17 protein-coding genes and 1 pseudogene are annotated in these 18,856 nt (G+C 41.8%); 8 read left to right on the top strand and 10 right to left on the bottom strand.

The genetic code is table 11. The annotated features are described in order from the left end of the window. Positions 1 to 136: 136 nt before the first annotated feature. From IM322_RS18060 to IM322_RS18050, 3 genes are all read right to left on the bottom strand, one after another. Positions 137 to 2,278, bottom strand: coding sequence for an O-linked N-acetylglucosamine transferase, SPINDLY family protein (locus IM322_RS18060; RefSeq protein WP_287675148.1), 2,142 nt, complete (start codon positions 2,276 to 2,278; stop codon positions 137 to 139). Between the two features lie 18 nt (positions 2,279 to 2,296). Then, positions 2,297 to 2,986 carry a Uma2 family endonuclease gene (locus IM322_RS18055; protein WP_286826472.1) on the bottom strand — a complete coding sequence of 230 codons (690 nt, stop codon included), beginning with the start codon at positions 2,984 to 2,986 and terminating at the stop codon, positions 2,297 to 2,299. Between the two features lie 150 nt (positions 2,987 to 3,136). Further along, positions 3,137 to 4,420 (bottom strand): aspartate aminotransferase family protein, encoded by a 1,284-nt coding sequence (locus tag IM322_RS18050; protein ID WP_286826473.1) that lies wholly within the window; start codon positions 4,418 to 4,420, stop codon positions 3,137 to 3,139. Between the two features lie 537 nt (positions 4,421 to 4,957). Between IM322_RS18050 and IM322_RS18045 the strand changes: the two genes are divergently transcribed. Then, on the top strand, positions 4,958 to 6,016 hold the full coding sequence (locus IM322_RS18045; RefSeq protein ID WP_286826474.1) for a potassium channel family protein: 1,059 nt from the start codon (positions 4,958 to 4,960) through the stop codon (positions 6,014 to 6,016). On the opposite strand, the pseudogene IM322_RS23485 reads toward IM322_RS18045, so the two are convergent. Continuing rightward, a pseudogene (locus IM322_RS23485) lies at positions 6,017 to 6,427 on the bottom strand (PIN domain-containing protein). Further along, the gene (locus tag IM322_RS18030) at positions 6,424 to 7,386 is read right to left on the bottom strand and encodes a hypothetical protein (protein ID WP_353737530.1); all 963 of its coding nucleotides are present in this window, start codon (positions 7,384 to 7,386) and stop codon (positions 6,424 to 6,426) included. The pseudogene IM322_RS23485 and the gene IM322_RS18030 overlap by 4 nt, the downstream one beginning before the upstream one ends. Before the next feature lie 245 nt (positions 7,387 to 7,631). Between IM322_RS18030 and IM322_RS18025 the strand changes: the two genes are divergently transcribed. The 4 genes from IM322_RS18025 to IM322_RS18010 all read left to right on the top strand — a co-directional run bounded on the left by IM322_RS18025 (position 7,632) and on the right by IM322_RS18010 (position 11,776). Beyond that, on the top strand, positions 7,632 to 8,426 hold the full coding sequence (locus tag IM322_RS18025) for a DUF5131 family protein (protein WP_287675142.1): 795 nt from the start codon (positions 7,632 to 7,634) through the stop codon (positions 8,424 to 8,426). Positions 8,427 to 8,440: 14 nt separating this feature from the next. Continuing rightward, a complete protein-coding gene (locus IM322_RS18020; RefSeq protein WP_287675140.1) occupies positions 8,441 to 9,343 on the top strand; it encodes a three-Cys-motif partner protein TcmP in 903 nt (300 codons plus the stop codon). Between the two features lie 276 nt (positions 9,344 to 9,619). Further along, complete coding sequence (locus IM322_RS18015) at positions 9,620 to 10,939, top strand: type IV pilus twitching motility protein PilT (protein WP_287675139.1); 1,320 nt, start codon at positions 9,620 to 9,622, stop codon at positions 10,937 to 10,939. Positions 10,940 to 11,029: 90 nt separating this feature from the next. After that, positions 11,030 to 11,776: a circadian clock KaiB family protein gene (locus IM322_RS18010; protein ID WP_002758959.1), complete on the top strand. Its 747-nt coding sequence runs from the start codon at positions 11,030 to 11,032 to the stop codon at positions 11,774 to 11,776. Here IM322_RS18010 and IM322_RS18005 read toward each other — a convergent pair. Next, on the bottom strand, positions 11,773 to 11,985 hold the full coding sequence (locus tag IM322_RS18005; protein WP_002751038.1) for a hypothetical protein: 213 nt from the start codon (positions 11,983 to 11,985) through the stop codon (positions 11,773 to 11,775). The genes IM322_RS18010 and IM322_RS18005 overlap by 4 nt on opposite strands. Positions 11,986 to 12,056: 71 nt before the next feature. On the opposite strand from IM322_RS18005, the gene IM322_RS18000 reads away from it, so the two are divergent. Beyond that, positions 12,057 to 13,718 (top strand): M14 family metallopeptidase, encoded by a 1,662-nt coding sequence (locus IM322_RS18000; protein WP_287675138.1) that lies wholly within the window; start codon positions 12,057 to 12,059, stop codon positions 13,716 to 13,718. Here IM322_RS18000 and IM322_RS17995 read toward each other — a convergent pair. The 3 genes from IM322_RS17995 to IM322_RS17985 all read right to left on the bottom strand — a co-directional run bounded on the left by IM322_RS17995 (position 13,713) and on the right by IM322_RS17985 (position 16,480). After that, complete coding sequence (locus IM322_RS17995; protein ID WP_287675137.1) at positions 13,713 to 14,180, bottom strand: retroviral-like aspartic protease family protein; 468 nt, start codon at positions 14,178 to 14,180, stop codon at positions 13,713 to 13,715. The two genes, IM322_RS18000 and IM322_RS17995, sit on opposite strands and share 6 nt — an antisense overlap. Positions 14,181 to 14,245: 65 nt before the next feature. Then, a complete protein-coding gene (locus tag IM322_RS17990; RefSeq protein WP_287675135.1) occupies positions 14,246 to 15,238 on the bottom strand; it encodes a pentapeptide repeat-containing protein in 993 nt (330 codons plus the stop codon). Between the two features lie 33 nt (positions 15,239 to 15,271). Beyond that, positions 15,272 to 16,480: a hypothetical protein gene (locus IM322_RS17985; RefSeq protein ID WP_287675134.1), complete on the bottom strand. Its 1,209-nt coding sequence runs from the start codon at positions 16,478 to 16,480 to the stop codon at positions 15,272 to 15,274. Positions 16,481 to 16,812: 332 nt separating this feature from the next. Between IM322_RS17985 and IM322_RS17980 the strand changes: the two genes are divergently transcribed. Continuing rightward, positions 16,813 to 17,610: a glutathione S-transferase gene (locus tag IM322_RS17980; RefSeq protein ID WP_287077957.1), complete on the top strand. Its 798-nt coding sequence runs from the start codon at positions 16,813 to 16,815 to the stop codon at positions 17,608 to 17,610. Positions 17,611 to 17,770: 160 nt separating this feature from the next. Here the strand turns inward: IM322_RS17980 and nblR are convergent, their stop codons facing one another. Beyond that, complete coding sequence (gene nblR / locus IM322_RS17975; RefSeq protein WP_287675133.1) at positions 17,771 to 18,460, bottom strand: response regulator transcription factor NblR; 690 nt, start codon at positions 18,458 to 18,460, stop codon at positions 17,771 to 17,773. Positions 18,461 to 18,551: 91 nt separating this feature from the next. On the opposite strand from nblR, the gene IM322_RS17970 reads away from it, so the two are divergent. Beyond that, positions 18,552 to 18,856, top strand: a 305-nt coding sequence (locus tag IM322_RS17970) for a helix-turn-helix domain-containing protein (protein WP_287713284.1), incomplete at its 3' end; no start/stop codon positions are given.

Raw genomic sequence — 18,856 nt, 5'->3', positions numbered from 1 at the left:
TTTAAACGGACGTAGAGGAAAGCGTAAGACTACCGCTAAGGTAGCAGCATCCCGTGAAGCGTCAACCCCATTCAGCGACCATTCTAAAAAGGTGGCGTGGTGAGGAATCGCCGTCCGTTTTACGGCGGCGAGGATGTCAACAACTTCCCTCCCAGATTTTTAGATAGGCGTTTTCCATATTTTGAGCGAATTTTTTCCCTTGCCAGAGGGGAGCTATGTCACGATTTCCTAACAGTTGATGGCTGATGTCTTGACGAAGGGAGCGATCGAGTCCTAATTTTACTCCCCAGTCGATATATTCTGTCTCATTCCAGCCAATTCCGACTTCAATACCAGCATTAATCATAAAAGTATAACTATTGCGGGCGGAAAATTGTTCTCCTACCAGTGTAACTAAAGGGATTCCTTGCCATAAAACTTCTAAGGTGGTGGTAGCACCATTGTAGGGATAGGTATCTAACACCACATCGGCAATCTGTAAATTAGCGCGATGGGTATATTCATCTATATCTCTCGGTAAAAACCGCAATCTTTGGGGATTAACTCCCTCCCGAATCGCTATTTCAGTAAATAATTCTTGAATTTTTTCAGTCTTACCGACTCCCTTAATCAGAAAATAACTATTAGGCACTTGTGCGAGAATTTTCATCTGAAGTTTAATGGTATCAGGATGGCGTTTCATGCCACTTTGTACGGAAAAATAGATGGTAGCATCGGGGGGAATTTCTAAATCTTCTCGACGTAGATTGGGAGTGCCGATTTCAAAACCATCCACTGCTAAATATGTCTCTGGTAAACGATAGATTTTTTCTCGATAATATTCCTCCGCTTGCTGGGGTAAAACGTAGGGATCGGCGATATAGTAATCAATAGTTGCTAATCCAGAAGCATCCCAACCTAACCAAGTCACTTGTTTTGCTGCGGGTTTCAGCGCCATAATCTGATTGGTGAGATTATGGGTTAAACTATCTAAATCTACCAGAATATCTATCTGATCTTGTTGAATTTGTTGGGCAACTTCTAGGGGATTTTGAGCGTAGGGAAAATGACGGATAATATCTCGGCTATCCCGGAACCATTGACGGGTAATTTCATCTTCTTTTTGGTTAATAGTATAGATGGCTATTTGCAATTTTTCTCGATCATGATGGTGAATTAACCAACGACTTAACCAACCGACGGAATGATGTTTTAAGGTACTGGCAAGATAACCGATCGTTAGTTTTTCTGGAACTTTTTTGATCGTAAGCAAAGGAGTTTTAAAACTATTATTATCAAGGAAAATTTCGGCGACGCGATTGGTTAATTGTCGATTGGCTAAGGCTCGATCGCCTAGGTAGGGTAAAGGACTAGAAACATTGAGAAAGCTAGTTTTAATAATTGGTTCTAAAGTGATATTTTTCTGACGGATTAATTCCTGTAATAAATTCTGATATTCTTGATAAATATGCTCAATTTCTTGCCAAACTCCCCAGCGCAAAAGTATTAACAAAATTAGATAATTACTGTATAACTTTAGGGTTGGATTTAGACAAATTTCTCGCAATTGATAGGCAGTTATCAAAGAATTATCAAAGTCTTCGGCTAAAATATAGAGGTTAACTAACTGTTCTAAAAGACTCAGATCATTTGGTCTTAATTGCAGACAAAGTTTAATAATTTCTACTCCAAAAGTGGGACTTTGTTGCTCGTTGGTGACTCGTGCCGCTATCTGAAAAGCTTGCGGGATAAAACTATCAGCTAATTCCTCTAGGTAGGGTAAACTTGCTTGAGCTAAATCTAAAGTTAATTCGTGGGGATATAAAAGACTTTTGAGAACTACATTTAAAAGCAATTCTCGGTTAGGATTATATCTGAGATTGTCTTGAATAGGATAATTAAGTAGTTCTTCTGGATCGAATATTTCTAAATCTAAAGCTAAGTCGAATAAAGCTAATAAATTATTAATTGACTTGGGAACAATTTCCTGTAGATGATAGCGAAGATATTCTACAGCTGCCAGATCACCTTTGCTTTGTTGTCGTCGCGCTTCTGCGTCTAAAACTGCTTCTAATTCTGCTTGCCATTGCTTAACTTGTTCGGGATTTCCTTCCCTGAAAACATTTTGCCACATCACCTGTGCTGCTGCTTCTAAATTTTGCAGAAGATAGGCAACTCCCAAGTACCAATAGTCAGAAATATTTTCGGGATTGTTATCGATTAGTTCCTCGTAGATTGCCGCAGCTTGAGGATAATCTTCGGCAATTAAAGCTTGATAAGCGTCAGGATGCCAATTCATATATTTAAATATCAATTACTATTTTTTTTGAGATAATATCTTCAGAAAATCTTGATGTTCTTGACTGGCTAAACCTTGCTGTAAAACTGTCAAAACCTGTCCTAAGTTACCCGCTAATAAAGCATTAACATCTAACCAAAGACCAGGGAAAACCTGCGAGTAAATTATCCCTCGACTATCGGGTTCAAGTTTAATATATTCTCCAGCATTTAATCGGAACCAATCTAATTGACGTTCATAAACTCGCCAAACAAGATATTCTTGCACTTGATTACGACGATAAACTCGCCATTTATTGTGGAGATCATAGGAAGCACTAGAAGCGGCGATTTCTACGATTAATTCTGGCGCACCTTCGATATAATCATCGTTACTAATAGTTGATTGTCCAGCAATTTTAATTCTTAGTAAAGCATCCGGTTGTACCTCATTATCCGCATCCAGACGCACTGTGGTATTATCCGCAGACATCACCCCAATTGTGGCAGCTTTATAGACCCCTAACCAAGTTAAAATATCAGAATGAGGTTCTCCATGACTCTGCACTCGCACAGGAGAAGACATATAAACTATTCCTTCAATTAATTCGGCTTTTTTTATTTCAGAAAGGTTCTGATAACGGCACTCAAATTCCTGGCGACTTAGTTGATCCCCATTTTCTAAAGGAGGGGTTTTAGGGAGGGAATAAATAGGTTCAGAAGTGATCATTTTATTTACCCCGAACAACAGTAGATTTATCCTCCCCTAGTCCAGTGAAAAGGTGACAGTTAGGGGGATAAAGCTCAAAAAGAATTGACTCATAACTGGAAACTGTCAACTTAAAACTTACATCTGATAACTGATAACTGATAACTGAAATTAAACCACTTTAGCGATAGCAACTTCTAGTTTATCCATAGCCTCATCTACTTCTGTTTCCGAGACAATTAAAGGAGGTACAAAACGGAGAACTTTCGGACCGGCCGGAGCAATTAATAAACCCTCTGTCAAAGCTGCATTAACAATGGTAGATGAAACCAACTCACTTTCTGAATTAATTTCCAGACCATTAATTAAACCCCAACCGCGCACATCGACAAATAGATGGGGATATTGAGAAGCAATCACGCGTAAACGGCTGCGTAATTGTTCCCCTCGGTGCTGGACATTTTCGAGAATATGATCCCGTTCAATGGTTTGTAATACTGTTAAAGCTGAGGCACAAGCGAAAGGATTACCTCCAAAGGTACTCGCATGACTACCCGGTTCAAACACATCACAGAATTTTCTGCACATCATCGCACCGATGGGAATACCACCCGCTAAACCCTTAGCAGAAGTGAAAATATCCGGTTCTACTCCTAAATTCTCATAACCCCAGAGTTTACCAGTTCTTCCGACTCCCACCTGTACTTCATCAAAGACAAGCAAAATGTTATTTTCGTCGCAAATTTGCCGTAAACGTTGGAAATATTCGATATCCCCCGGACGAACTCCCCCTTCACCCTGCAAGGGTTCCAACATAATCGCAGCCACCCGACGATTACCCTCATCGAGATCAGCGATCGCATTTTCCACCGCTTCGATATCATTATAGGGAATATAGGCAAACCCCGGCATCAGGGGTTCAAAGTCTTTTTGATACTTCGGTTGACCGGTTGCGGTGATGGTAGCTAAAGTCCGACCGTGAAAACTAGCGTGAGCGGTTAAAATAACCGGCTGTTCGAGGAAATCTAGCACCGTATGGGCATATTTTCGTACTAATTTAATCGCCGCTTCGTTCGCTTCCGCACCAGAATTACAGAAAAAGACTTTATCAGCGCAGGAATGATCGACAATCCATTTAGCTAGTTCCCCTTGTTCGGGAATATAGTATAAATTCGAGACATGATGGAGTTTTTGGATTTGCTGGCTAACCACTGCAATTAAAGCGGGGTGAGCGTGACCGAGGGTACAGGTGGCAATTCCCGCAACAAAATCAAGGTATTGTTTACCGGAAGTATCCCAGAGAAGACAGCCTAACCCTTTGGCGATCGCAATAGGGAAGCGACCATAAGTATTCATCACATAGCTGTTAAAACTATCTCGATCGAAGGGTTGATTCGGGTTTAAATTGGGAGTGGGATCAACTAGGGTTGGTTCTAAAAGGGTTTCTGGACTCACTGGGGAACTCCTGCGCGATTAGACTTGACACTCTCGCCGTCAAGCTACGCTGTGACGGGAGATTCTTGCTTCTACTCCTCTTAACTAGACACAATCCGAAGACTATGCCCCCGTCAGACCGAATCCACAAGCGTTTTGGTTTAACGTCTACCGACTGCCCGGACGGTGCTGAATTTTATTTGTGGGCAGAATTGACCTTAGCTGTTAAGCTTCTATGCTGCTTGACCCGTCACCATTACATTTTCAAGGGCGATATTTGTTCCGAGGTACAAAGGATCGGGAGGTTTCCGTGATACTTTACGCGCTTTACCGCTTTCTGTATTCTAGCGAAATTCCTCGAAAGTGGAAACGCTACCGCGTTAGTTTCACTTTGGTCGCGATTCATCTCCCTTTAAGCAAGGGCGGCTCTAACGGGAGTCCTCTCGCGACCTTGAGATAGGGGAAATTATAATCAAATCCGTCTGAGAAGGACGGGTTATTTAGATTAAAAACTGATTTTATTGTAATTTACTAGACAGTCTTAGGGGTGAATTTTGCTTGTCTATCAGTGAAGATAAATATCGTCGGCTGCGTCAGGAATTAATCGGGGGAATTTTTGCCCTGATTGTGGTATTTTTGCTGGGTACGCTTTGGTATCATCTGATCGAGGGTTGGAGTTGGCTAGATTCGGCCTATATGACGATTAGTACCCTCGCTACCGTCGGTTTTGGCGAAATTAATCCCCTAGGTGAACGGGGACGACTGTTTACAATGGTTTTGATCGTGATGGGAGTAATCACGATCGGTTATATTGTTAATCGCTTGACCGAAGCTTTAATTCAAGGCTATTTTCAAGAGGGACTCAAACAGAGACAGGAGAAACGCGTGATCGATCGACTATCGGAACACTATATCATCTGTGGTTTGGGTCGCACAGGCAGACAGGTGGCGATCGAATTTCACGCCGAAAATATTCCTTTTGTAGTCATTGATACAGACCCCCTACAGGTAAATCGGGCCAAAGAATTAAATTATATTGTTGTTCAAGGAGATGCCACCTTAGATAAATCTTTACAAATGGCAGGAATTGAACGCGCTATTTGTATTGTGGCCGCTTTAACTTCCGATGCGGAGAATTTATATACAGTTTTGTCTGCTAAAACTCTTAATCCGAAAATCCGCGCCATTGCTAGGGCCAGTACCGAGGAAGCAGTACAAAAATTACAACGGGCCGGGGCCGATGCGGTGGTATCTCCCTATATTACCGGCGGTAGAAGATTAGCGGCCGCAGCCCTACGACCCCAGGTGATGGATTTTGTTGATGGGATTTTAACCGGAACCGATCGATCGTTTTATATGGAAGAATTTTTAATCGATCCGAGGACTTGTCCCTGTGTCGGTTTAAGTCTTAGTCAAGCACATTTAAGATATCGATCGGGGGCGTTAGTTTTGGCTATACGTCGCGCTGATGGTACGCTAATAGGGGGACCGACTGGCGATACGGAATTAATGGCCGGGGATTTATTAATTTGTATGGGAACGGCCGAACAATTACGCAGTTTAACTCAGATTTTAATCCCTATGCGATCGGATGGTTTACGTTTACCGAAGCATTAGTTAAAGGGTCAATAAAAAATCTACTGGTAGCATTGCGGGAACAGGGGAAACAGCAAAATCTCTTAGGTTTCGCGTTATGATTATTTCTAGCTTTTCCGATTCAGCAACGGCACTGGTAACGGCATCTTCAAAATCTTTCATCGGACTTGGCAATGCTTGCCTAATTATTGCATCTGTCACCCTAGCAACTGGCAAATTCTCTAGAAGACTTATAACCAATTTTCTTGAGCTTTATCTTCCATTTTCTCTTGACAAAATATAATAAATATTAGTGACGGCATGACCAGAAATATATCCTTGAGTTTTACCTGTCTTAACTGTATTTAATGCTTGTACAGATGCTTGAAAATGTGGTTCACGCTTACCCAAAACATCTAGCAATACATCACTGTCGAATAAGACTCGTTTCACTGATACTTCTCCACTAAATAATCAATATACGATTCTTTTGGGTCTTCTGAGCCTAAATCGACAACTCCCACTAAGTTTCTTGTCCAAGAATCAAGATCGCTTAAATCATCTGTTAGGGAATGAGAGGTAGTTTCTGAGGATACATTCTGACGAAAAACACGCCCATATTCTAATGCTTTCTCAAAAGCCTCCTGATCAGAAATTGATCCAGAAAGATTATCTAACCAGTTTTCAGACGAAGATTTTTCAGTTTCCAAATCGACCAAACCTGTTAAATTTTGTCTAGAGGCATCAAGATCATTGAAATTATCTGTTAGGGAATGAGAAGTAGTTTCTGAGGATACATTCTTAGGATTAAATCGCTCTTTAATTCTGAAAATTATTAAACTATAATAGGCTCTCAGTTGTGTGACTAAACATTTGTCAGTATCTTGGAAATATTCGGTTATAGTACGATTAGAAAACGAGAGAGCATTCTGAGCAAACTTGTTAATTTGCTCTAGTTCTGAATCGGCAAACATATCAATAAACACATCTATCGTTTCTGAGAGAAGGCGTGAACCTTCCACCACTCTGATTAAATCGGCTTTTTCTTCACCAGTCTTTCCCTCATTGATCTGAGCAAGGCCGATAAATAATTTAGCATAGGCAGTTACTCTATCGGTAAATTCATTGATAATCTCAATCAAATTTATTGCCGAAACCTCATTCTTATATTGTTCCCATACCTGAAACCATAATTCATCAATTTGACAAAATATATCGGCTCTTGCTTGATAAGTTTTAGAGTTATCCTTAACTTGCTCAACTAAAATTTGAGTTTCTTGTAGTAAATTATCCAGTATTATCCGATCAGAATCGGTGACAATTTGATTGAGTTTATCTGTAATATCTTGGAGATTTTCTAACAAAATTTGTCCTAAATTTTCCCGTTCGACTGAACTTGGCAGACTATTCATCGTATTTAACGCTCCTAAGACTGACGATCACACAGAAATGAGTAGTCAAAATAACCAGCTTTAAACCTCCATTGTAACAATTTTGGGGTCTGAAAGGGTGATTATAGTTACTATAGCCTCTGGGGGAGATCGGGAGAGAGCTGGCAGTAGCATTAATTTTTGTCAGCCTTTGATCCTATTTAGATAATTTGTACTATAATACTTTGTTAAAAGTTTAACTTCATATTGAAGTATCTGGTAAAAAAATGTCAAGCAGTAAAACTGGTATCGAATGGACGGACAAAACCTGGAACCCTACCACTGGTTGTACAAAAGTGAGTCCAGGGTGTCGTAATTGCTATGCAGAAGCAATAACAATGCGTTTTTCAGCAAGTTTCCCCACTGGTTTTAATTTTACTATTCATCGAGAAAGACTAGAACAGCCGAAAAAATGGCGCACACCAAGTCGAATTTTTGTCAATTCAATGAGTGATCTTTTTCATGAAGATTTAGACTTTGGCTATTTACGGGAAATCTTTGCAGTGATGCGAGATACGCCCTGGCATATTTATCAAATTTTAACTAAGCGCGCTCAAAAACTAGCAACTTTAGCAGATAAACTGGAATGGTCAGAAAATATCTGGATGGGTGTCTCTGTAGAAAGTCAGCAATATACCCATAGAATTGAGGCTTTAAAAACAGTACCAGCTAAGGTACGTTTTCTTTCCTGTGAACCTCTTTTAGGTCCACTAAATCTGGATTTATCACTGATTGATTGGGTTATTGTTGGCGGTGAATCAGGCTATCAACATCGTCCCATAGAGCCAGATTGGGTTAGGGAAATTTTGGCTCAAACCAGAGAATCTAAAGTCGCTTTTTTCTTTAAGCAGTGGGGTGGTAACTATTCCAAAGCTGGTGGTAGAATGCTTGATGAGCGTATTTGGGATGAAATGCCTGTGGCTTGGAACGAACACAAGGCTAAATGGACAATCAGAGCAGGTTCCTCCCTAAAAAAACTCTCAAAAAATCAAGAACAAGATAATTTATTAACATTGACCTAAACAAAGTTATCGATATGAGTCAACGAGGCCAAGAAGGCGAAGATATTATTGGTAAATGGTCTGAGGATAAATTAGATTTACTCGCTCAGTATCTCAATGCTTATTCTGTGATCATGAACAATCAAAAAACTCCCAAGAATCCCAGAAAAAAACCTTGGCTTAAAGCTTATTACTATATAGACGCTTTTGCTGGTTCCGTGAGCCCAACAGCGAAGGAAGATGAACAACGATATATTGAAGGTTCTCCCCTGCGTGCTTTACGAACAGAACCACCATTTGATGGTTACTGGTTTATTGATGCTTCCCCTCAACGCACCGAACGTTTAGAACGTTTATGTGACGAGTTTCCCGACCGTGAAATTCATGTCCGTCGGGGTGACTGTAACGAGATTTTATGCAACGATATCCTTCCTAATTTATCGCTCAAGAAAAAATCTCCTCGACGAGCATTTGTTTTTTTAGACCCCTATGGATTACAAGTAGATTGGCAAACTATCACTCAACTAGCTGAAACTAAAGCTTGTGATATTTTTATTAACTTTTCGGTGATGGGCGTTACTCGGCTTTTGCTAAAAGATAAAGAACCAAAAACAGAGGTAGTAGAACAGTTGGATAAAGTAATGGGAAACGTAGATTGGCTAGAGAAACTTTACCAATTACCACAAAATATTCAATTAAATTTGTTTGATAATCAAGAACCTAATGCCAGTCGTAACACAATCTCTGCCGATAGATTAGCAGATTTATATACAGAAAGATTAAAAACACTTTTTCCCTACGTTAGCAACCCAGTTATCATGAAAAATTCTAAGAATGCCGCTTTATATACTTTGTGTTTAGCCAGCCACAATGAAAAAGCCATTAAAATTACTAACGATATTTTTAAACGTTACGAAAAACAAAAATTATCCTTGTAATTTTTGTTTTTATATTTCAAGTCAAACTCACTCAAACTTGAGTAGCCAAAATCATCAGCCCTAAACCTCCATTGTAACAATTTTGGGGTCTGAAAGGGTGATTATAGTTACTATAGCCTCTGAGGGAGATAGATTGATTACTGTTCACTCTTAATTCCCCTGACTCGGAGACTACTGGTTCCTTGCTCCTCAATCTAGCGTCTGTGAGGAATTGAGAAATTGGGGATGAGATGTTAGTACAATCGGGGAATAGTAAAAGAAAAACCCCTATTTCTCATGAGTCAAAATCCCAATTCTTCCTCGCGACCACTGCAGCCGCTGCCGGTTCCCTCCATCCCGATACCTCCCTCAGAGTTAATCACGGAAATCAGCATGGGGATAACTGAAGAAATGACGCAACAAGTGGCGACACCGACCAAAAACGTGCCGAATATGCCGCAAAATGGTCAAATTCCCGCCCCACGTCCTCCCCAAAATCGCACTCCCAGTCAGGCTGCTTCTCCCCAAACCCCACCCCGGCCGGGTCGCGCTCCCAATCAACCCACCTTAGAACATTTGATCCGGATGGCCTTTGATCGGGGTTATTCGGACGTTCACCTGGGAGTTGGAGAAAAACCCCGGATGCGGGATCGTGGTGAAATGCTCATTCTCGACTATCCCGAAATTGACATCAACACTTTTTATAGTTGGTTACGGGAAATTCTAGGAGAAGAAGAAATCCTTCGTTTTAAAAAAGACCTAGAATTTGACGGTGCAACTCAGTACGAATTCGCTAGAGTGCGGATTAATATCTTTGAAAGTCTGCGCGGTCCGGGCATGGTTTTGCGTCTAATTCCCCTGAAAATCCTCACTATGGAACAATTGCGCTTACCGGCGGTGTTCCGGAATGTGTGCGATGTGCATAAAGGATTGATTTTAATCACCGGTCCGACGGGTTCAGGGAAATCCACCACCCTAGCGGCAATGATCGATTACATCAATAAAGAACACGCCAAACATATTATCACCATCGAAGACCCGATCGAATTTGTCCATCAAAGTCGTCGCAGTTTGATCAAACAAAGGGAAGTGGGAATGCACACCCATGAGTTCGATAATGCCCTAAAAGCCTCTTTGCGGGAAGACCCAGATATTATTCTGGTGGGGGAGATGCGGGACAAATCCACCGTTAATACTGCCCTGAAAGCTGCCCAAACCGGTCACTTAGTCATGGGAACCCTGCACACCAACAGCGCCGTAAAAACCCTGGAGCGGATTTTAACTCTTTATACCGCCGAGGAACGGGAATCCATGCAGGTGGCGCTCGCAGAATCCTTGGTTTGTATTATTTCCCAGGGTTTATGTCGTACCACCGACAGTAAACGGGCCGCTTTTCACGATATTCTCGTCAACACAGAAACCGTCAAAGATTACATTTGCAGCGGCAAAAATGACGAAATTCTCGAATTAATGAAAGATGGCGAATACCATGGCATGATTACCACTAATCAATCTCTGTTTAACCTCTATCAAGAGGGACGGATTAACGATGAGGTCGCCCTGGAAATGTCCCCGGTTCCCAATGAACTGGCGATGATGCTGCGGGGTAGAATCTAGAAAAACCCTGAAGGAAATTCTTGAGGGGTCAAGAGTTTAGTAGTCTAGAAAAATAGAAGCTCCTATTGATTCCCTAGGGGAACCCCTCAAGTGACCACTTCCGCGATTGTGTTGCCCGATATTTTTAAAGGCATCGCCCTGTTTACCCCCGGGGGCGACCTGATTTACTGTATCGATCCTGATAAACAAACTCATTGGCATCTGAATCTCTGCGCTGCTCTCCAGTCCGCTTTAGGGTTGCCAGAACCCCCCCATTTTTTAGTTCCGAGTTTTACCGCTACCATCGATCGCTGGCGAGATCCCTACAGTCACCGTATTCATACTAGAGCCGAAGTCTATCCCCTTGTCCGTCGCTATCAGCCTTTATTAAATGCTATTTTCGCCACGGACGAGCGAGCTTGGTTTACTGTACCTTGGCAGGAACAATCCTCTAATCCCACTATCTTAGAAACCTATCGTCAGCAGTTTCCCCAACTTTGGCAATCCCACGATCTGATTCTCCGTTATCAGGAACGCCCCGCAACGACTTCGGGGATTAGTGCTGACTCTGACTATACTAACCCTAGTCCCAAGGGTTATGTTTTGCGGTTATTTGTCTCCGGTAATAATGCCAATACTAAACACACCCTAGAATCGATCCATCAGCTTCTAGAGCGAGAATTACACCATCCCTATACCCTGAAAGTGATCGATATCTCTAAGCATCCAGAACAAGCGGAATCTAATCATGTCTCTGCTATTCCCACTTTAGTCCGGGTTTGGCCGCAACCGGTGAAACGCATCATCGGCGAATTTGAGGATTTACCGCGAGTATTACAGATTATCGCCACCGCTTAGGGTTTAAAGACTTCTGACTCGATTCCTCGCCACCATTCGCCCAATTTCATTAAGTCTTGCTGAATATCATCCAATTCTTGGATATATTCCTGTTGGGAAAGACTGGCACGACGTTCTTGCAGTTTTTTGAGACGCAATTGCACCAACAGCCAAGGCTTAGAAATACCGTTAGTTTCTTCGATATAGCGAGCGATATCTTGACTATCCATAGTTTTTTACTTTTATTATCCTATATTTTCTCAAATTAACCCGAGACTCCTTTTTTTAGTTGCAGAAGATTATGTTTGATTTTAGCCACTATTACCCCTACGCCGAATTAGTTTCTTTCCTGAAAAACCTAGCCTCATCCTATCCTAATTTAATTAGCCTCACCTCGATCGGTAAAAGCTACGAAAATCGAGATATCTGGTTAACTACCCTCACAAATCAAGCCACAGGCCCCTATTTAGAAAAACCTGCCTATTGGATTGATGCTAACACCCATGCGGGGGAAGTAACAGGCTCTGCCGTCGCTCTCTACACTATCTCTCATCTTTTGCGCCAATACGGTCATAATTCCCCAATTACCAGACTTCTTGACCATTACACTGTCTATATTTTGCCGCGATTAGCCGTGGATGGAGCAGAAAAATATCTCACCACTCCCTATATGTTACGATCGAGTATTCGGCCCTATCCCCACACGGATGAGAAACCGGGGCTATATCCTGAAGATATTAACGGCGATGGTTTAATCTTACAAATGCGCCAAAAAGATACCTGTGGCGCTTGGAAAATTTCTGAACAAGATCCTCGCATTATGGTGCGTCGCGAACCGGAGGAATTTGAAGGAACTTTTTACACTTTGCTCACCGAAGGTTTAATCCGCGATTACGATGGCTATAATTTTACCACTGCCCCCACCCTAGAGGGTCTGGATTTTAACCGCAATTATCCCGTTTATTGGGTTCCTGAAGGGGAACAACAGGGGGCTGGCAATTTTCCTTTTTCGGAGCCAGAAACCCGTGCAGAAGCCGAATTTTGGGCAAATAACACCAATATTAATGGCTTCGTTACCTATCATACCTATTCAGCAGTCATGTTGCGTCCCTATAGCACCCATCCCGATGAATATTTCCCCGTGGAAGACTTAGAAATGTATAAATATATTGCTGATAAGGGAAAAGCAATGACTGGTTATGAATGCGTTTCTGTCTATCACGATTTTCGTTATCATCCCAAAGAAGTGACTAACGGTGCCATGGATGATTACGGTTACGATCATTTTGGTTGGTATGGTTTTACGGTGGAGTTATGGGATGCACCCACCCAAGCAGCAGTGAAAAAAGATGATTATATTCAATGGTTTCGCTGGCATCCTTTTGAAGATGAATTGAAGTTACAGCGTTGGAATGATGAGAATTTAGCGGGAAAGGGTTTTATTAATTGGCAAAGTTTTCATCATCCCCAATTGGGAGAGGTGGAAATTGGCGGTTGGGACTTTAAAAATGTCTGGCAAAATGCCCCAGAAAAGTATTTACCGGATTTATGTGAGAAACAATGTCAGTTTACTATTGCCCATGCTTTAATGTCACCTCTTTTAGCTATCTCTCGTCTTGATCTTAAGTCGGAGGGAAATGGTATTTATCATCTGGTTTTACAGTTGGAAAATCAGGGATTCTTACCCACTTATACCAGTAAAAAGGCACTGGAAAGAAAGATTGTTCGTCCCATTCAAGTCAAGTTAAATTTAGCCGATGAGGTGAGTTTAATAGTGGGAAAATTAGAGCAGGAAATCGGTCACTTAGAAGGGCGCTCAAATAAAGTATATAGTAGTCTTGCTCACGGTTTAGATTATCGCCGTACGGTGGAATGGGTGATTAAGGGAGTTTCTGGTCAAGAAATCGAGATTATCGCTATAGCTGAAAGAGCAGGAACAGTCAGACAAAAAGTGATTTTATAGAGCTATTTTGTTCGATAAAATTGTTAAATAAGTCTCGGAGGATTCCGTGGGTAAAACTCGCAATTTTTGGTTGCGAAGATCCTGTTCTAATCCCAAAGCTTCTAAAGGAATTATTCCTAATAAATTGTTTTGACCTCCAGGTAATTCCAAACATTCAAAAGTTCCTTCCCGTCCCGCGATAATCAAGGTGGCATCGCGAAAAATTCTCGCTTTTCCTATGCCTTTAGCCGTAGCCACATCTACTTCTTTTAAAAGCTGTAAACCCAAGCGGGAGACTACTTCCGGCACTAGACAAAGAGTAGTTGCCCCCGTATCCACCAAGACATTTTCTAGGGTAAGAGAGCGAATTTGATCGGGAGAAATCACCGCCGCCGCCGCTAAAATTTGATCCGCGCGATTGATAACTGTAATGGTGGTGTAGATTTTGCCCATATCTTCTGCAATAATTACTGGCTCAACCATAAGATTACCCTCAATTCTACCTTCAATTATACCGGAATAATTGCCAACAACACTGTCTAGTAATTTTAATTATTAATCCGGCCATCGGGCATAATTGCACCGCGGAAGTTAACTCCCATCAGATTAGCACTCATTAACTCGGCACCAGTTAGATTAGCATTACTTAAATCGGCACCGGTGAGATTTGATCTAGCAAAGAAAGCATCGACTAAATCCGCTTCGCTGAAATTAACTCTTGAAAGATTAGCCCTTCTTAAGTCAGCATGATTCATTCTTGCTGCTTGAAAATTAGCTTGACTAAGATTAGCTTGATCGAGTTTTATTTGAGTCATAATTGCACTATGGAAATTTGCCTGCATTGCTTCCGTATCGGTCATTTTTGACCGCACTAAATTGGCTCCCGCTAGATTTGCCCCCACTAAACGCGCCCCGATTAAATTAGCCTCAGTAAGTAAAGCATCTTGGAGATTAGCATTAGTTAAATCCGCTTTTCTGAGGTCAACATTGCACAAATTAGCCTCCTTTAAATTGGCTCCTACTAGATTTGCTCGCACCAGATCAACCCCTTTCATATTAGCCCCTTGCAGGTCGGCGCGGGAGAAATTAGCTCCTTGTAAATTAGTCTTATGATTTTTCTTTTCCTGACGCATATTTGTTCCCCGCAAACAAGCACCAGTGAGGTTAGCACCACTTAAATTAGCCCCCCGTAAATCCGCCCCGATTAAGTTAGCATCAAGTAACGTCGCTAGGGTTATATCGGTATCACGAAGATTAGCCCCTTGTAGCATCGCTCCGTGTAAATTGGCACTGCGTAAATCTGCCCCATTTAAGTCAGCTTGGTTGAGACTAGCACCGCTTAAATTAGCTGTCACAAGATTAGCTTGAGCGAGATTAGCCCGGTTAAGATAGGTAAAGAGAAGATTGGCTCCGTGCAGATCTGCTTCATTTAAAACAATGCCAATTAAGTCAGCACCAACTAAATTAACTCCGGGTAATTTTAAGCCACTAAATTGAGTTTCTCCCGCGGCATAACGTGCAATTAATTCGTTGGGTTTCATAGGTAGAATATCCAGATAAATTTTGGTAAAAAATTAAAGAATTTTTTGTAAAGTTTGCACCAGAATACTGGCGGTTTGAACGTTAGCATCCGTATCCATTTGGGTTTGAGCAATATTGTATAGTTGAACTTCGATATCCTGGAGGGATTTCCCACTTTGGATGAGTTGTTTTAGTAAATCTTCTAGGGTATAACTTCGCAGAGTTGACCAATCTTGACCGCTCCGATCCCAAGGATGAAATAGGAGCGAGAAAATCAATATTTTGGCTCGTAAAGGATTAGCATACTGGAAAATTTCTAAACGAATTTCAAAGGGGTCGTAGGCGGGAATTTGTGGGAAATTACTGGGGTTGTTATTTGAGGAAGCCGGCTCGGCAAAGGGCAATTCCATGACTAATTGCCGTTCATTTAGATTGATGATCGAAGAGGAAAAATCCACAGGTTCACTTCTAGAGGCGGAGAAAGCTCTGGTTTTAGCCGCAGAATCAGAATCATTCTTTAGATCAACTATTTGAGTGTTCAAGATTTGACTTTTTGACTCATTATCCTCTTCTTCGTCATCGTTATCAGTATCGTAGAGAGGCTCTAGCTGGGCAAGAATAATATCGGCTAGGGCTAGGTAGAGAGCTTTTTTATTAATATTTTCGGCAATTTGCTTGAGAGTTTGTCGCAAGCTTAGGAAATTGGGATTGTTTCGCTGAAGTTCTAAAACAATATTTTTTAAGCCATAATTATTAATCACCGCTTGATCGTTTTCCCAAGGATTTTTACAAGCGGCAAACATTAATTTTTGAATTCTCGCTGTCTCTCGATGATTTTCTATTCCACTAACCACCTGTCTTAATAAATTATCTTCCTCGTTGTTGACATCATTATTAACGGTGGTGAAGCTAGGGTTAACTTCTGGCTCTACCAGTAATAATTGATTGTCGTAGGCGGCAGCCATATTACTATATAATTGACTGATTTGCTCGATAATAACCGTGGCTACTCCCAGATAAACTTTAGGACGATTGAGGGTTTTAACTAATTTATAAACAGAAAAAGTTAATTGTTCTTTATTAGTTTTGAGTTGCACTAACTCCTTCACCAAGTCTTCCATAGCCACACTGTTCAAAATATTAGGCTCATTTTCCCAATATTTTTTACAGATACAAAAGATTAATTTTTTGATCCGTAATTTTTCTTCGTGGCTGTCGAGATAGCGAACTACATCATTAAAAACGTCGATGGATAATTGCATAGGAACCTCTGATCCGAGAAAGGAGCCAGCCGCGCACGCCTCTACTATAGCGGTATGCTATTGGTCTCTCGCAAGTCAGCTTGCCAGAATATATAAGTTATTCCTCGCTTTTAGTGCGTGAAAATATCCTAACCTAAAAGCGTGGCACTATTGAGTTGGGGTTGCCGGATCTGGTCCCTAAAATTAGCAAACGATTATTTTTTCGCCTTTCTCGTTTTTAGTACAAATGTTCGAGCAAAATCGGAGTAAAGTCTTTAAGTTTAGACGACCGATGCCCGATAGGGTTAGAGTAATCAGGGAGAAACTGATTTATCGAGAGGCCATATCATCCCATGCTAGAACTCTACCAATTTGAATTATCCGCCTATTGTGAGAAAGTCCGTCTCATCCTCGACTATAAAGGACTTGCCTATAAAAAAAAGGACGTGGTGCCAGGGGTGGGACAATTGGAATTATTCCGTCTTTCCGGACAGCGACAGGTTCCCGTCCTCAAGGATGGCGATACTTATATTGCTGACTCGACGGAGATTGCTTTTTATCTCGATCGCAAGTATCCTGAAAAACCAATTATCCCCACAGATCCCCTACAACGGGGTCAATGTTTATTAATCGAAGAATGGGCCGATGAATCCCTGGGATTAAAAGGAAGAACCGCTTTTCTCGGCGCTTTTGCCCAAAATCAAAACTTTCGTACCGCTTTTTTACCCCGGGAAACTCCCGATTTTATGCGCTTGTTGCTGGGTTCTGTGCCGGGGGAATTAATTGATATTTTGGGGGCGGGTGTAGGTCTGGGAAAAGATGCTATCAATACAGCGAAAAAGGGGCTACAACAGGATTTAGAAGCTTTGAACCTCATTTTAACCAATCGTCCCTATTTAGTCGGGGATCAGCCCACTTTAGCCGATTTAGCCGTGGCGGGATTAAGTGTGCTGCTTCAGTTTCCCCAGGGTTCCTATCTCAACTTACCCAGGGAATTGCAAGGCAAGGGGATTCCGGGGTTAGCCGATAATAGCGCCTACGAGGGCTTTTTTGCTTGGCGCGACCGTCTTTATAGTCAATACCGTCAAACTATCACCCCGGGAAGTTCCACCCCTCCTATCGATTCCCCCAACTCCATCCAGATTGAATAGCAGCGCTTGACTAGGGTGGTGGGGTGTGGGGTGTGGGGTGTGGGGTGTAGGGTGTGGGGTGTGGGGTGTGGGGTGTGGGGTGTGGGGTGTGGGGTGTGGGGAGAATAAATAAAAATAATCTACTGATTACTGATTACTGATCACTGATCACTGATTACTGTTAAGATTCCCGTAAAACGTAGCCCACACCACGCACGGTATGAATGAGGCGTTTTTGACCACCAGCCTCCATCTTCAGGCGTAAATAGCGAATATACACCTCAATAACGTTTGATTCTCCTTGAAATTCGTCTCCCCAGACATTTTCGAGAATTTTCTCCCTCGATAATACTTCTTTGGGGTGAATCATGAGGTAGCGCAGCAGTTCAAATTCCTTCATCGTCAACTCAATATTTTTGTTTTTATAGGAGAGACGACGACTGGCTAAATCTAATACTAAGTCACCAAAACGCAATTGTTCGGGGATAATTTCCAGAGGTTGCAGGTAAAAACGGATTAATTTGAGAAAAGATGGCGAATTATAGGGTTTGAGAAAATAATCGTCGGCTCCCGCTTCCAAACAGGCCAGACGTTCTTCTAGGGTTTCTTGAGATACTAACAAAATAATATAAACGCGACTTCCCTGGGAACGTAAACGACGACAAAAATTCACACCAGCCTCCGCTGCGAGGAAGCGATCGAGTATAATCATCGCTGGCTGCCAACTTTCCACTTCTGGGAAAACGCTATCAATGCTAGGCACGATCAGGGGACGATAACCTGCTTCTTTCAAGTCCGCACTAGCTAGTTTAGCGATATTCTCCTCAATTCCCACCAAGAGAATCGAAGAACTCGGAACGGATGTAATCATCGAAAATTTTGGGTCTGAAACCCCGTCGTTCTAGGTTGGCTTTACCGTTAAATATTAGCACATTTACGGAATATATGCCAGAATGTGAGACATGGAAAAAGCCTACTCGTTTCGATTTTACCCCACACCCGAACAAGAGTCGCTATTGCGGCGCACTTTGGGCTGTGTAAGATTGGTTTACAATAAGGCACTCCATCTCAGAACACAAGCATGGTACGGAAAGCAAGAAAGAGTAGGATACGCTCAAACGTCTTCGGTGCTAACCGAGTGGAAAAAACAAGAAGAATTAGACTTTCTCAATGAAGTAAGCTGTGTACCTTTACAACAAGGGTTAAGACACCTACAAACAGCTTTTACCAATTTCTTTGCTGTTCGTACTAAGTATCCTAACTTTAA

Origin of the sequence: Microcystis sp. M109S1 (assembly GCF_020247025.1) — a bacterium.
Lineage (GTDB): Bacteria > Cyanobacteriota > Cyanobacteriia > Cyanobacteriales > Microcystaceae > Microcystis.
Note: the sequence above shows the minus strand (reverse complement) of the source record. Positions and strands in the feature narration are given on the sequence as shown.

Bases quoted from the DNA above. Each gene is read 5' to 3' on its own strand.
- IM322_RS18060 (WP_287675148.1), bottom strand. From the start codon at position 2,278: ATGAATTGGCATCCTGACGCTTATCAAGCTTTAATTGCCGAAGATTAT.
- IM322_RS18055 (WP_286826472.1), bottom strand. From the start codon at position 2,986: ATGATCACTTCTGAACCTATTTATTCCCTCCCTAAAACCCCTCCTTTA.
- IM322_RS18030 (WP_353737530.1), bottom strand. From the start codon at position 7,386: ATGAATAGTCTGCCAAGTTCAGTCGAACGGGAAAATTTAGGACAAATT.
- IM322_RS18025 (WP_287675142.1), top strand. From the start codon at position 7,632: ATGTCAAGCAGTAAAACTGGTATCGAATGGACGGACAAAACCTGGAAC.
- IM322_RS18020 (WP_287675140.1), top strand. From the start codon at position 8,441: ATGAGTCAACGAGGCCAAGAAGGCGAAGATATTATTGGTAAATGGTCT.
- IM322_RS18015 (WP_287675139.1), top strand. From the start codon at position 9,620: ATGAGTCAAAATCCCAATTCTTCCTCGCGACCACTGCAGCCGCTGCCG.
- IM322_RS18005 (WP_002751038.1), bottom strand. From the start codon at position 11,985: ATGGATAGTCAAGATATCGCTCGCTATATCGAAGAAACTAACGGTATT.
- IM322_RS18000 (WP_287675138.1), top strand. From the start codon at position 12,057: ATGTTTGATTTTAGCCACTATTACCCCTACGCCGAATTAGTTTCTTTC.
- IM322_RS17995 (WP_287675137.1), bottom strand. From the start codon at position 14,180: ATGGTTGAGCCAGTAATTATTGCAGAAGATATGGGCAAAATCTACACC.
- IM322_RS17990 (WP_287675135.1), bottom strand. From the start codon at position 15,238: ATGAAACCCAACGAATTAATTGCACGTTATGCCGCGGGAGAAACTCAA.
- IM322_RS17985 (WP_287675134.1), bottom strand. From the start codon at position 16,480: ATGCAATTATCCATCGACGTTTTTAATGATGTAGTTCGCTATCTCGAC.
- IM322_RS17980 (WP_287077957.1), top strand. From the start codon at position 16,813: ATGCTAGAACTCTACCAATTTGAATTATCCGCCTATTGTGAGAAAGTC.
- nblR (WP_287675133.1), bottom strand. From the start codon at position 18,460: ATGATTACATCCGTTCCGAGTTCTTCGATTCTCTTGGTGGGAATTGAG.